Annotated in this window: 13 protein-coding genes; 8 read left to right on the top strand and 5 right to left on the bottom strand. The window is 65.9% G+C overall.

Annotated elements, in window-relative coordinates; translation table 11 throughout:
• Positions 1-98: 98 nt before the first annotated feature.
• Positions 99-545, top strand: coding sequence for a MarR family winged helix-turn-helix transcriptional regulator (locus D7S86_RS15420; RefSeq protein WP_121087734.1), 447 nt, complete (start codon positions 99-101; stop codon positions 543-545).
• A gap of 58 nt (positions 546-603) precedes the next feature.
• The gene (locus D7S86_RS15415) at positions 604-927 is read left to right on the top strand and encodes a hypothetical protein (RefSeq protein ID WP_121087733.1); all 324 of its coding nucleotides are present in this window, start codon (positions 604-606) and stop codon (positions 925-927) included.
• A 34-nt stretch (positions 928-961) separates the two neighbouring features.
• Here the strand turns inward: D7S86_RS15415 and D7S86_RS15410 are convergent, their stop codons facing one another.
• On the bottom strand, positions 962-1879 hold the full coding sequence (locus D7S86_RS15410; protein ID WP_121087732.1) for a LysR family transcriptional regulator: 918 nt from the start codon (positions 1877-1879) through the stop codon (positions 962-964).
• Positions 1880-2073: 194 nt separating this feature from the next.
• Between D7S86_RS15410 and D7S86_RS15405 the strand changes: the two genes are divergently transcribed.
• The gene (locus tag D7S86_RS15405) at positions 2074-2823 is read left to right on the top strand and encodes an SDR family NAD(P)-dependent oxidoreductase (RefSeq protein WP_121087865.1); all 750 of its coding nucleotides are present in this window, start codon (positions 2074-2076) and stop codon (positions 2821-2823) included.
• A gap of 201 nt (positions 2824-3024) precedes the next feature.
• Here D7S86_RS15405 and D7S86_RS15400 read toward each other — a convergent pair whose 3' ends face one another.
• The 3 genes from D7S86_RS15400 to D7S86_RS15390 all read right to left on the bottom strand — a co-directional run bounded on the left by D7S86_RS15400 (position 3025) and on the right by D7S86_RS15390 (position 5276).
• Positions 3025-3468 carry a DUF6691 family protein gene (locus tag D7S86_RS15400; protein ID WP_121087731.1) on the bottom strand — a complete coding sequence of 148 codons (444 nt, stop codon included), beginning with the start codon at positions 3466-3468 and terminating at the stop codon, positions 3025-3027.
• Positions 3465-3914: a YeeE/YedE family protein gene (locus D7S86_RS15395; protein WP_121087730.1), complete on the bottom strand. Its 450-nt coding sequence runs from the start codon at positions 3912-3914 to the stop codon at positions 3465-3467. The genes D7S86_RS15400 and D7S86_RS15395 overlap by 4 nt, the downstream gene beginning before the upstream one ends.
• A gap of 108 nt (positions 3915-4022) precedes the next feature.
• Positions 4023-5276 carry an OmpP1/FadL family transporter gene (locus D7S86_RS15390; protein ID WP_121087729.1) on the bottom strand — a complete coding sequence of 418 codons (1254 nt, stop codon included), beginning with the start codon at positions 5274-5276 and terminating at the stop codon, positions 4023-4025.
• Between the two features lie 163 nt (positions 5277-5439).
• On the opposite strand from D7S86_RS15390, the gene D7S86_RS15385 reads away from it, so the two are divergent.
• The gene (locus D7S86_RS15385; RefSeq protein WP_121087728.1) at positions 5440-5724 is read left to right on the top strand and encodes an ArsR/SmtB family transcription factor; all 285 of its coding nucleotides are present in this window, start codon (positions 5440-5442) and stop codon (positions 5722-5724) included.
• Positions 5725-5744: 20 nt separating this feature from the next.
• Here the strand turns inward: D7S86_RS15385 and D7S86_RS15380 are convergent, their stop codons facing one another.
• The gene (locus D7S86_RS15380) at positions 5745-6518 is read right to left on the bottom strand and encodes an AraC family transcriptional regulator (protein WP_121087864.1); all 774 of its coding nucleotides are present in this window, start codon (positions 6516-6518) and stop codon (positions 5745-5747) included.
• Positions 6519-6709: 191 nt separating this feature from the next.
• Between D7S86_RS15380 and D7S86_RS15375 the strand changes: the two genes are divergently transcribed.
• The 4 genes from D7S86_RS15375 (at position 6710) to D7S86_RS15360 (ending at position 12705) form a co-directional block, all read left to right on the top strand.
• On the top strand, positions 6710-8107 hold the full coding sequence (locus D7S86_RS15375) for an efflux transporter outer membrane subunit (RefSeq protein WP_240648190.1): 1398 nt from the start codon (positions 6710-6712) through the stop codon (positions 8105-8107).
• Between the two features lie 37 nt (positions 8108-8144).
• Positions 8145-9266: an HlyD family secretion protein gene (locus D7S86_RS15370; protein WP_121087726.1), complete on the top strand. Its 1122-nt coding sequence runs from the start codon at positions 8145-8147 to the stop codon at positions 9264-9266.
• The gene (locus D7S86_RS15365) at positions 9263-10840 is read left to right on the top strand and encodes an MDR family MFS transporter (protein ID WP_121087725.1); all 1578 of its coding nucleotides are present in this window, start codon (positions 9263-9265) and stop codon (positions 10838-10840) included. The genes D7S86_RS15370 and D7S86_RS15365 overlap by 4 nt, the downstream gene beginning before the upstream one ends.
• 137 nt (positions 10841-10977) lie before the next feature.
• Positions 10978-12705: a Na/Pi cotransporter family protein gene (locus D7S86_RS15360; RefSeq protein ID WP_121087724.1), complete on the top strand. Its 1728-nt coding sequence runs from the start codon at positions 10978-10980 to the stop codon at positions 12703-12705.
• The last annotated feature ends 3 nt before the right edge of the window (positions 12706-12708 follow it).

Below are 12708 nucleotides of genomic sequence, written 5' to 3'. Positions count from 1 at the left end.
GATACGCATACGCACCGTATCCGCTCGCGGCCTCGCCGTCCTTCTCCTCATCGACAGGTAAACTTGTCAGATAGACTGATAAGTTATACAGTCGCCCCATGGACGACGAATCGACTCACGAACCCACGCTCGAAGACTTCGCGCTCGCGATCAGCCTGCTCGTACGGCGGATCCGCGCCGATGCACCGCCCGAACTCCGCGAATTCTCGTGGACGCAGAAGGCGGTTCTCACACGGCTCGAAAAAGAAGGGGCCATGACGTCGGCGGATCTCGCGCGCGCCGAGCGCATCAAGCCGCAATCGATGAGCTCGGCGATCGCATCGCTCGTCACGATGGGCTTGATCGAGCGTCATGCGCATCCGACCGATGGACGGCAAATGCTGATCAAGCTGTCCGCCAAAGGCACGAAGCTGCGACGGACCACGCGCGAGGCCAAGCATGCGTGGCTCGCGCAAGCGATCACGCGGCTCAACAAGCAAGAACAAGCACTGTTGTTCAAGGCCGGCGCGTTGATCGCGCGAATGGTCGAGGACGAACGCGATTGATCGCGCGAACCGGTTCTGAATCCGCGTCCCCCTCAACACTCAACGAGGTGTCTTCGATATGACATGGGCCCATTGCGTTTCGTACTTCTTCGGCGGGGCCGTTCTCGCCAATGCCGTCCCGCATCTCGTCAGCGGCTCGATGGGCCGCGCATTCCAGAGTCCGTTCGCGAAACCGCCGGGCGAAGGCTTGTCGTCGTCGACCGTCAACGTCCTCTGGGGCACGTTCAATCTCGTCGTCGGCTACATCCTGGTGTGCCGCGTCGGAGACTTCGATCTGCATGACTCGCTCGACGTCGGCAGCGCGCTCGTCGGCGGACTGCTGATGTCGCTCTTCGCGGCACATCACTTCGGGCGATTCCACGGCGGACGCGCGTCGTCGTGAGACGCGGCACGCGTGAGCGACACGTCAAGACGTCTTAACGCGTGCGTGTCCCGCGAACCTTGTCGGGAAACACATCGAGCAGCCAGTCGATAAATACGCGGAGCCGATGCGTGACATACCGGTTCTGCGGATAGACGACGTGAAACGGATACGACGGCGGCCGCCATTTCTTGAGGATCTCGACGAGCGTGCCCTCGGCGAGCGCCGCCTGGGCCGCATGCGCGAACGTTTGCACGATGCCGAGCCCCGCGAGACCGGCCGCCAGATGCGCGTTGCTTTCGTTGACGCCGAGACGGGGCTCGATCTTGATCTCGATCCGTTCGCCCTTGCTCTCGAACCGGAACGGCATCGCCCTGCCGTTCTGCGCCGATACGTAACCGATCAATCGATGCCCGTTCTTGAGTTCTTCCGGATACGCGGGCACGCCATAGTGCTTCAGATACGCGGGCGTCGCGCAGGTCACCATCACGGCGTCTCCGATCGGGCGCGCGACGAGTGACGAGTCGTCGAGCGCGCCGCCCCGGATCACGCAGTCGACGTTGTCGCCGATCAGATCCACCGCGCGATCGGCCACGCCGAGATCGATTCTCACGTCCGGATAACGCGTCATGAAATCGGGCAGCAGCGGAATCAGCACGTCGCGCGCGGTCAATCCGCCGACGTCGATGCGCAGACTGCCGCGCGGGTTGCCGCGAGCGAGATTGAACGAGGCATCCACGTCCTCGATGTCCCTCAGGATCCGTGTGGCCTTCGCGTAGTAGTCCTGGCCCTCGGGCGTCACGCTGACCTTGCGCGTCGTTCGCTGCAGCAACCTCACGCCGAGATGGCTTTCGAGTTCCTGCACGAGCTTGCTCATCGTCGCGTTCGGCATGTCCAGCGAATCGGCGGCACGCGTAAAACTCCCCGCCTCCACGACGCGCGCAAATGCGCGCATGGCCACTAACTGATCCATTCGACCTGCTCCTCGAAATCGGTCGCCCGATTATACATATGCGTGGATAGTCATTTTGTTTATCCACTATTTATTCATAAACGCCCGATCTCTACAGTACGTTCCATGCACTGCACGACGGCCCCGCCGGACAGCGAGGCCCACCGTCGAAGCGCATGTTCTTCCTCACTTAACGTCACGCAATGGAGCACATCATGAGCAAAGCACTGAATGGAAAGATCGCCCTCGTCACCGGCGGCACCACGGGCATCGGTCTCGCGACGGCACAGGAACTTGCAGCGCAAGGCGCACGCGTGTTCATCACCGGACGCCGCCAAGCGGAACTCGATGCGGCTGTCGCGTCGATCGGCGCGGGCACCACAGGGATCCGCGCGGACGCGGCCGTGCTGTCGGACCTCGATGCGGTCTATGCGCAGATCGCCGAGAAGGCCGGCAAGCTCGACATCCTGTTCGCCAACGCAGGCGGCGGCGACATGTTGCCGCTCGGCGCGATCACCGAGGAACACTTCGACCGGATCTTCGGCACCAATGTGCGCGGCGTGTTGTTCACGGTGCAGAAGGCGCTGCCGCTGCTCGTCGACGGCGCATCGGTGATCCTGACCTCATCGACCACGTCGGTTCTGGGCACGGCGAACTTCAGCGTCTACAGCGCGAGCAAGGCCGCGGTCCGGAATTTCGTGCGGTCATGGGCGCTGGATCTCAAGGATCGTCGCATCCGCGTCAATGTGGTGAGCCCGGGTCCGATCCGTACGCCGGGCCTCGACGGACTCGTGCCCGATGAAGCGCGTCAAGGCCTCTACGATGCGCTCGCCTCGCAAGTGCCGCTGGGCCGCGTCGGCGAACCCGAGGAAATCGGCAAGGCCGTCGCGTTCCTCGCTTCCGACTCGGCGAGCTACATCAACGGCATCGAACTGTTCGTCGATGGCGGCATGGCGCAGGTCTGAAGTCTGACCGCAGCGAAACCCGGCACGTTGAACGGCGCCTCGGACGCGGGATGCAAATCCGCGCGCCGAGGCGCGGTTCGCAAGACCGGGCTTCGCGGACGATAGACGCGTTCGCGTCAATCAAGACGCGCGAGCGGCGTCGCTCGAATCGCGTGACGGCGCTCGACGCGCACCTCGCGGAGCCGGCGACGCACCGCACTGCTATCGCTTGCCTGCGGATGCCCCCGCCCTCGAAAACAGGAACCGATACAGCCCCCAGCCGATGAACAACGAGGGCAGGAAATAGAGCGCTTCGCGATTCGGCTGCGCGAGCAACGCAATCGCGGGCCCCGGACAATAACCGGCCGCGCCCCATCCGAGTCCGAAAACAATCGAGCCGATCACGAGCTTGCGATCGATCGCGGTCTGCTTCGGCACATCGAATTCGCCGCCGAATAACGGCGCGCGCCGCTTGAGGATCCAACGAAACGCAACGATCGTGCACGCGACGGCGCCGCCGAGCACGAACAGGAGGCTGCCGTCCCAGTGTCCCGTCACATCGAGAAAACCCAACACCTTTTCGGGCCGCGTCATGCCCGAGATCGCAAGGCCCGCGCCGAACAACAGCCCGCAGCCGAATGTCGCCAGCTGTTTCGATGCGCTCATTGAATCCCCATCACGTGACGCACGACATACGTCGACACGATGGCCGTCACGAGAAACGTCAACGTCGCGACGGCGGAGCGGCTCGACAAGCGGCCGAGCCCGCAGACGCCGTGTCCGCTCGTGCAGCCGTTCGCGAGCGCCGTGCCGAAGCCCGTCAGCAAACCGGCCGCCACGAGCAGCAGCGGCGGAAAGCCGGAACGCGCGTGCGGCAGCCACTCGATATGTCCGGTCGCACGCGCGATCGCATACCACGCCGCGGCGCCCGCGACGAGTCCGAGCACGAATGCCGCGCGCCACGACGCGCCGAGCCACGGCCCCCAGATCAGCCGGCGAGCAATGCCGCTGATGCCGGCGATCTTGCCGCTCGACCATAACAGCAACGAAGCGGACAGCCCGATCAACACGCCGCCGACGAGCGCGCTCCAGGGGGTGAACGAAGGGATCATCGTTGCAAGGGTCTCCGATGCGCGATGCGAATGATTCGACCAACGACACAATGCCACGCAAGCGACATGCGCCTGCGTGGCATCCGACTCGACCTCAAGAACCAGAAATCAGAACTGCTTGCCGAACGAAATGCCCACGACGTCTTCGGCCAGATGCACGTTCGCGTTCCCGCCGCCGAACGCTGCCGGGATCGAATTGTCGCCGTCGAGCGTCTTCTTGAATCCATGTCCATAGAACACACCGAGCGCAATTTTCGAGTCGGTCGTCCATGTCGCACCGACCGTCGCCTGATCCTGGATGACGCCCGGGGCAAGGATATTCAGGAACGTTTCGCTGCTCGCGACCGGCTGGCTCGAATGACTATACCCTGCGCGCACGGTCAAGTGGCTCGACACGTCGTAGCTCGTACCGAACTTGATGACGTTCGTATTGCGCCAGCCGAAGCCCGGGCCGTCGGACGACCCCAATAGCGCATTGCCGGACGTCAGGTTCGACAGCGGATTCGCGATCGAACTCACATCGCCGTACAGAATGCGCTGGAAATCGGCCGCGATCGTCCACGCGGGCGTGACCTTCCATGAGAAACCGACGCCGTAGTTCTCCGGAATATCGAACGAACCGCCATCGGCGAAGAGGCCCTTGTAGTCGTCGAACCGGCCGTGAATCTTCGAGGCCCATGTGACGCCGACCGTGAGCGTCGGCGTGATTTGCCCCGTATAGCCGAGATGCACGCCGACGCCGACGGTCGTATCCGCGCCCTGGTTGCTCACGTTGTCCGGCGCGACCGACATGCCTTCGAACGGCTGCAGACCGCTTGCCGTGAAGCGTTGAAAAGCGATGTTGAGACCGATGCCGAACGCATGCTTGTCGAACAGCTTGTAGGCGATCGTCGGCGAGAGAAAGACTTGTTCAAGATCGACGCCCGCCGATCCCGTCGCGCCGAACGCGCGATACGGGTTCTGCGCATAGCCCGTATCGAGGCCGCCATTTGCATAGAGCGCAAGACCTGCATATGTGTTGGGCAGGATCTGATACGCGACGCCGAATTCGGGCAAGGCGAAAATCGAGCGATTGTTGCCCTCGTAATTCCCGTTCACGCCATAGCCGTTACCCGTCACGCTCGCACCGCGCTGCGGCAGGAAAAGACTCACGTCGCCATCGAAGCGATCGCCGACGAACGCAATACCCGCGGGATTCGCCGCGGCGGCAAGCGCGTCTTGCGGCAAGCCGATGCCCACGCCGGCCATGCCTTGCGACGCGACGCCGTAACCGTTCGAAAAGTACCCGTTGGTGGCCCATGCCAAGCTCGGCGCCGCGATCGCGACAGCGACGAGCGCGCGGGTGGTCTCTTGTAGCCTCATGCGTTTCCCCGAATAATGTTTGAAATGCCTAGCGGAAACAGAGTCTATTTATCGGACCTTTGCGCTCAAACCAAGTTTTTCACATAAGCTTTTTATAGATTATCAAAAGGTAAAGTATTTCATTCCAATGCCGTCCTCCGAACCTTCTCTCGACCTTCACAGCATGCAGGCATCCGCGGCTAAAGCGTGCGCGCTGCTCAAGGTGCTGGCCAATCCGGATCGCTTGCTCGTCATGTGTCGCTTGGCCCAGGACGAATTGTCCGTGGGCGAACTCGAGGCGCAACTCGGCATCCGTCAGCCGACGCTCTCGCAACAATTGGCCGTGCTTCGCGAACACGGTCTCGTCACCGCGCGCCGCGACGGCAAAAACATCTTCTATTCGGTCGCGAGCCCCGAAGCGATCGCCGTCATGGGCGTGCTCTACGAGCAGTTCTGCGCACACGACTGAAGGTCGCGCGCACGCGGGGCTCACCCCTTGCGCAAGTATTCGGTCGGCGGCACGCCGAGCACCTTGCGGAACATCGCGGCGAACGCGCTCGGGCTCTCGTAGCCATGCTCCAGTGCAAGCTCCAGCACCGACATGCCTGCCGCGAGCCGCGGCAAGCTCAGCAGCAAGCGCGCGTGCCGCCACCATGCGCCGGGCGTCATACCGGTTTCGCGCTTGAACGCGCGCGCGAGCGTGCGCGCGTTCATATGCGCCGCGTGTGCCCATGACTCGAGCGTCACGGGCGCCGACGGCTCGCGGATGAGCTGAGCGCAGAGCGCCGATAACGCGGGATGACGCGGCATCGGCACATGCAAGGCCAGCGACGGCGCGATCTCGATCTCGTCGAGAATCAACGCGAGCACGCGGCCCGCGCGATGCGTGAGGTCGTAGTCGGCCGGCAAGCCGCGCGCCGTGAGGATCAATTCGCGCAGCAAGGCGCTCACGCCGATCACACGACATTCGCGCGGCAAAGTCTGCCGCACCTCATGCGCGACGAACAGCGAACACATGCTGACATCGGCCGCCATCTCGATCGCGTGCGGCGTGCCGCCGGGGACCCAGACCGCGCGTCCAGGCGGCACGATCCAGTTGCCGTCGTCGGCGCGCACGATCACGACGCCATCGATCGCGAGAATCAGTTGGGCCTGGGCATGCGAGTGGGAGGCGAACGCCGCACCCGCGGGCGAATCGGTCGCGAGCACACCGATCTGGCGTGCCTTGTCAGTCGCATCGAGCACTTCGAAAAAATCGTTCATATGTCCATATCGCGACGATGAATGCGCATGACGCGCGAGATTGACCCACAGGCTCGACCCTAACATGGGATCACCGTCACCGAATGGCTCCCAGACTGCCGATGCCCGCCGCTCCGATGTTCCCGTCCGCTACCGGACGACGTTCCCCGCCGCACGCCACGCGATTCGCCCAAGCTGCCGCGACGCTCGCCGTGAGCGTCGCGCTCGCGTCCTGTTCGAGTACCGAACCCTATCGCGCGCCCGAGTCGAACGCCGCACGCAACGCGCCCTTCGACGCAACGGCCTCCGTACCCGGCGCGACGACGGCCGCGCCGCCCGACCGCTGGTGGCAGCTCTATACCGATCCCGCGCTCGATGCGCTGATTCGCGAGGCGCTCGAACAGAATCGCGATCTGGCCGTGGCCGCCGCACGCGTCGAACGTGCGCGCGCGCTGCTCGGCGAAGCCGACGCGGCGCGTCTGCCGTCGACCGAGGCCTCGTTTGGCGTCGACTACGGCAAGCACACGAACGACCAGATCGTCGCGGCCGCGCGCGATAGCGGCAGCGCCGCGACGCGGTTCGGCTGGTCGCCCGGATTCACACTCTCGTGGGAAGTCGATCTTTGGGGCCGCGTGCGCGATCTCGTCGACGCCGCCCACGCCGATGCCGATGCCGAACAAGCCGCCGCCGATGCGATGCGCGTCACCGTCGCCGCCGAGACCGCGAGCGCGTATGTCCGCGCATGCGCGTACGCGCAGCGCATCGACGTCGAGCAGCATTCGCTCGATATCGCCGAACGCGTCGCCGCGCTCACGGCGCGTCAGCAAGAAGCCGGTCTCGTCGCGCCGGTCGAGCTCGCGCGCGCCCGCGCGTTCGCCGACGACACACGCGCCGCCCTGCCCGCGCTCGAAGGCGAGCATCGCGCGGCGCTCTATGAACTGGCGGCGCTCATGGGCCGCACGCCTGCCGATATCCCGCCGGCCGCCGCGCAATGCCGCACACCGCCGACGCTCGCGCAGCCGTTTCCCGTCGGCGACGGCGCCGCGCTGCTGAGGCGGCGTCCGGACCTGCGCGAAGCCGAACGCCGGATCGCGGCCGCGCATGCGCGCGCGGGTGCGGCCCAGGCCGCGCTCTATCCGTCGATCGTGCTCGGCGGTTCCGTGAACATCCTGTCGACGACCGGCGATCCGTCGACGCTCGGCGACCGCTATGCCGCTGCCTGGGGCATCGGGCCGTTGATCAGTTGGCGCTTTCCGAACCTGGCCGCGGACCGCGCGCAACTACGCGCCGCGCGGGCCGACGACAACGGCGCACGCGCCGCATTCGACGCCCACGTGCTGCATGCGTTGCAGGAGACCGAGCAGGCCCTCGCGCGCTACGGCGCGGCCTGGCGCGAGCGCGATGCGCTCGATACCGCGCGCGCCGACCATGCGCGCGCCTTCACGCTCGCCGAGCGCGCGTACCGCGCGGGCGCGCTCGATTCGCTCGGCGTGCTCGACGCCGAACGCGGCCTTGTCGGCATCGATGCCGAACTCGCGCAATCGGCGCAACAGATCGCGCTCGACCAGGTCACCGTATTCAAGGCGCTCGGCGGCGGATGGCAGCCGTGAGCGCGTTCCCTTCCTCGACATCGAAAAAGTGGCTCGCATGAGTACGACCGTAGATACCGAAGTTCCAAACGCCTCCCTTGCCCGCCGCGCCAAGCGACCCTGGATCGTCGCGGGCGTCGCGCTCGCAGCCGTCGCGCTCGCGGTTTACGGCGCCCATTGGTGGCGCACGTCGCGCTTCATCGAATCGACCGACGACGCCTACGTGCGCGCCGACGTCGTCACCGTCAGCGCGCGCGTGCCGGGCGCCGTGACGCACGTCGCCGTCGGCGACGATCAAGCCGTGCATCGAGGCGACATCCTCGTCACGCTCGACGACCGCGACTACCGCGCGAAAGTCGACGCGGCACAGGCCGCCGTCCTCGGCGCGCAAGCGGCCTTGGAAGAAGCCCAGGCGGCCTCGCGCACGCTCGACGCCCAACTCGCCCAGCAAACGAGCGCGATCGCGCAGGCGCAGGCCGATGTCGACGCCGCGCACGCGGACGTCGGGCGACGCGACGCCGACGCGAACCGCTACGCGTCGTTGCTCGCCGACGAAGCCGCGAGCGGCCAGCGCACCGAAGAAGCCCATGCGGAAGCGCTCAAGGCGCGCGCGCTGCTCGTGCGCGCGCAAGCCACGGTGCAAGCGCAACGCGATCAGCGCGACGTCCTGCACCAGCGGCGCGCGCAGAACACCGCGGCAATCGACGCCGCGCAGGCCCATCTGTCGACCGCGCTTGCGCAGCGCACGCTCGCGCAACTCGATCTCGAACACACGCGCATCGTCGCGACACGCGACGGCGTCGTCGGCGAACTCGCCGCGCGCGCGGGACAAGTCGTCGACGCGGGCACGCCGCTGCTCGCCGTCGTGCCGTTGCGCGAGGTCTATGTGATCGCGAACTTCAAGGAAACGCAGGTCGCGTCGATGCGCATCGGCGCGCCCGTCACGCTCGGCGTCGATACGTTCGCGGCGCATACGCTGCACGGCCGCGTCATCGGCATCGCGCCGGGTTCAGGCGCCGAGTTCGCCTTGCTGCCGCCCGACAACGCGACCGGCAACTTCACGAAGATCGTGCAGCGCGTGCCGGTCAAGATCGCGCTCGACACGCCGCCGCAAGACGTCGTGCTGCGGCCCGGCATGTCGGTGATCGCGCATGTCGATACGCGCGAGGCGCAACCATGAGCCCGCATGCGACGCGCACGAACGACGACGCGGTCTCGCTGCGTGCGTGGGTCGCCGTGCTCGGCGGCGTGTTCGGATGCTTCATGGCCGGCATGAACGTCCACGTGACGAACGCGTCGTTGCCCGATATCCGCGGCTCGCTCGGCGCGAGCTTCGAGGAAGGCTCATGGATCACGACGGCCTATCTCGTCGCCGAGATCGTCGTGATTCCGCTGACGGGCTGGCTCGTCAGCGTGTTCTCGGCGCGCCGCGTGCTGCTCGTGGGCGCGTCGGGGTTTCTCGCGTTCTCGCTCGCCTGCTCGATCGCGCCCACGATCGGCTCGATGATCGTCGCGCGCACCTTGCAGGGCGCGTTCGGCGGCGTGCTGATCCCCTTGTCGTTCCAGCTTATCGCCACCGAATTGCCGAAGTCGCGGCATCCGCTCGGCATGGCGCTGTTCGCCGTCGCGAACAACGTCGCGCAGGCGGCGGGCCCCTCGCTCGGCGGCTGGCTCACCGATACGTATTCGTGGCGCTGGATCTTCTATCTTCAGATTCCGCCCGCGATCGCGCTGATCGCCGCGATCGCCTGGGCGATCCAGCCCGTCGTCGTCGATATCCGGAAGCTGCGCAACGCGGACTGGCTCGGCATCCTCACGATGGCGGCCGGACTCAGCACGCTGCAGATCGTGCTCGAAGAAGGCGGCCGCAAGGACTGGTTCGCGTCGAGCGGCATCGTCATGCTGACGTGCGTGGCGATCGCGGGTCTCACGGCCTTCGTCGCGATCGAGGTACGGCGCGCACAGCCGTTCATCAATCTGCGCCTGCTCGCGGGATACAACTTCGGCATCGCGAGCCTCATGCAGTTTCTGTTCGGCGCGGTCGCGTTCGGTGTCGTCTTCCTCGTGCCGAACTACCTCGCCGAAGTGCAGGCCTATAGCGCGCGCGACATCGGCATGACGATGATCCCGTACGGCCTCGTGCAATTCGCGATGTCGTTTCTGACGCCGCCGCTCATGCGCCGCACGGGGCCGCGCATCGCGATCGCCGCGGGTTTTCTGCTGGTGGCCGCGGGCTGTCTGATGAACATCCATCTCGACGCGGACTCCGCGGCGAACACCATCGTGCCGTCGCTGATCGTGCGCGGCATCGGTCAATCGCTCGTGGTCATCGCGCTGTCGGTCATGGCCGTGCGCGGGATTGATACGGCGCAGCTCGGCTCGGCATCGGGCGTGTTCAACATGGTCCGCAATGTCGGCGGGGCGATCGGCATCGCCGTCGCGAGCCAGATCGTCGTCGAGCGGCAGAAGCTTCACGCCGCGCGCATCGGCGAGGCCGTGAGTCCGTACGCGCAGGCGTTCCAGGCGCGTGTCGCGGATCTCGGCCGCATGCTCGCGCATGCCCATCGGGTCCGCGCGGAGGCTTGGCCGCATGGTCGCATCGAGGGCGTGCGCGAGGCCGCGCTCGCGATCGTCGATCGCCAGGTCATGCGCGAAGCGCTGCTGATGGCGTACAGCGACGCGTTTCTGATCGCGGGCGTCGCGATGCTCGCATGCGTCGCGGGTGCGTTCGCGCTGCGCGGCGGCAAGCGGTAGACGAGGCGCGGCACGCTGACGATCGCCGCGCGAAACCCCGCGGAAAGCGGCCTATCCGAAGCGGCCGGCGCGGTGCGCGGAAGATCGGCGAATGCCCGTACAATCCGACGATCGTTGGTTTGACGGGGCGGACGGACATGCAGCCTGAAGCGAGCCTGAACCTGATCGAAATCGTAGGCCTGCTCGTCGGCGGGCTCGCACTGTTCCTGTTCGGGCTGCAGCTCATGACCGACGGGCTCAAGGCTATTGCCGGCTCGCGTCTGCAGGCGCTGCTCGGCACGCTGACCGCGAGCCGCTTTCGCGGCGTGCTCGCGGGTGCCGCCATCACCGCGCTGCTGAACTCCTCGACGATCACGACGGTCCTGCTCGTGGGCTTTGTCTCCGCGGGACTCATGACGCTCCAGCAGTCGATCCCGGTCATCATGGGCGCGAATATCGGCTCGACGCTGACCGCGCAGATCATCGCGTTCAATATCTCCGCCGTGACGCCGTTCCTGCTCGCCGGCGGATTCCTGCTATACGGTTTCTCGAAACGCGAATTGCTGCGCGAACTCGGCGGCGTGTTCCTGGGTCTCGGGCTGCTGTTTCTCGGCATCGAACTCATGGGCGACGCGACGCGGCCCTTGCGCAATTACGCGCCGTTCATCGCCGCGATGCAGGACATGCGCAGCCCCGTGCTCGGCATCGTCGTCGGCGCGCTGTTCACGGCGATCGTGCAAAGTTCGGCCGCGACGCTCGCGATCGTCATCGCGCTCGGCAGCCAGGGCTTGATTCCGCTCGAATCGGGTATCGCACTGATCCTCGGCGCCAATGTCGGCACCTGCGGAACGGCCTTGCTCGCCTCGATCGGCAAGTCGGCGCAAGCCGCGCAGGTCGGCATCGTGCATCTGCTGTTCAATCTGCTCGGCGTCGTGTTTTTCGCGTTCGTGATTCCGCAGTTCGCCGACGTCGTGCGTCAGATCTCGCCGTCCGCGCCCGATTTGACCGGCGCGGCGCGTCTCGCGGCCGAGACGCCGCGACAGGTCGCCAATGCGCATACCGTGTTCAGCGTATTCAACACCGTCGTGCTGATCTGGTTCACGGGACCGATCGGCAAGCTCGCCGAACGTCTTGCGCGGCCCAAGCAGCCGAGCTGGCAGGACCCGAGCGTGCCGCGCTATCTCGACGACACGCTCGTCGACATGCCCTCGCTTGCGATCAGCCGCGTGCAGCTCGAACTGGTCGGGCTCGGTCAGCAGGTCCAGCAACTCGTCGAACATAGCGCGGCGCTGGTCCGCGAAAGCAGCACGCAGGCGCTCACCGCGCTGACGCAGGAAGACAAGGCCGCCGATACGCTGAGCACCGCGATCCTCACGTATATCGGCACGCTATCGGACGCTGCCCAGAGCGACGACGAGGGACGGCAGCTCGTCGATCTCGCGCGTATCGCGACATGTCTCGATGCGATCCGTGAAGTCGCGACGACGAGCATGCTCGCGCTGAGCCAGCGCAGGCTTGCGCAGCATGCGGACATCGAGCGCTTGCGCGGCGCCGAGATCGTCCGGTTCGCGACGAACGTCATCGAGCATTACACGCTGGCCGTGCAGACGATCGCGCACCCGGAAGCCGAGGTCGTCGCGCGCATCGTCAACGCGAAACCCGAAATGGAAGCGCAAGCCGACGCGGCGCGACAGGCGATCCTGTCGGCGCTCCAATTGCGCAGTCAGGACGATGCGCTCCAGTTCCGCCTCGCGAACGACATGATCGAGCATCTGAACGAGATTGCGCGGCTGTCGCGCGCGGTCGCGAAGGCGAGCGTGCGCTTGCATGACGTGCAGCTCTCCGACGCGCCGGCCACGCTGCCGCTCGCGCGACCTGCGTCATAGGAA

The sequence above is a fragment of the Pararobbsia silviterrae genome, from assembly GCF_003628125.1.
GTDB lineage: Bacteria > Pseudomonadota > Gammaproteobacteria > Burkholderiales > Burkholderiaceae > Pararobbsia > Pararobbsia silviterrae.
The sequence above is the reverse complement of the archived record's forward strand: the minus strand, read 5'-3'. Positions and strand labels throughout refer to the sequence as shown.

Coding starts and splice junctions, on each gene's coding strand:
- D7S86_RS15365 (WP_121087725.1), top strand. CDS start 9,263: ATGAGCCCGCATGCGACGCGCACGAACGACGACGCGGTCTCGCTGCGT.
- D7S86_RS15415 (WP_121087733.1), top strand. CDS start 604: ATGACATGGGCCCATTGCGTTTCGTACTTCTTCGGCGGGGCCGTTCTC.
- D7S86_RS15390 (WP_121087729.1), bottom strand. CDS start 5,276: ATGAGGCTACAAGAGACCACCCGCGCGCTCGTCGCTGTCGCGATCGCG.
- D7S86_RS15410 (WP_121087732.1), bottom strand. CDS start 1,879: ATGGATCAGTTAGTGGCCATGCGCGCATTTGCGCGCGTCGTGGAGGCG.
- D7S86_RS15395 (WP_121087730.1), bottom strand. CDS start 3,914: ATGATCCCTTCGTTCACCCCCTGGAGCGCGCTCGTCGGCGGCGTGTTG.
- D7S86_RS15380 (WP_121087864.1), bottom strand. CDS start 6,518: ATGAACGATTTTTTCGAAGTGCTCGATGCGACTGACAAGGCACGCCAG.
- D7S86_RS15420 (WP_121087734.1), top strand. CDS start 99: ATGGACGACGAATCGACTCACGAACCCACGCTCGAAGACTTCGCGCTC.
- D7S86_RS15360 (WP_121087724.1), top strand. CDS start 10,978: ATGCAGCCTGAAGCGAGCCTGAACCTGATCGAAATCGTAGGCCTGCTC.
- D7S86_RS15385 (WP_121087728.1), top strand. CDS start 5,440: ATGCAGGCATCCGCGGCTAAAGCGTGCGCGCTGCTCAAGGTGCTGGCC.
- D7S86_RS15405 (WP_121087865.1), top strand. CDS start 2,074: ATGAGCAAAGCACTGAATGGAAAGATCGCCCTCGTCACCGGCGGCACC.
- D7S86_RS15370 (WP_121087726.1), top strand. CDS start 8,145: ATGAGTACGACCGTAGATACCGAAGTTCCAAACGCCTCCCTTGCCCGC.
- D7S86_RS15400 (WP_121087731.1), bottom strand. CDS start 3,468: ATGAGCGCATCGAAACAGCTGGCGACATTCGGCTGCGGGCTGTTGTTC.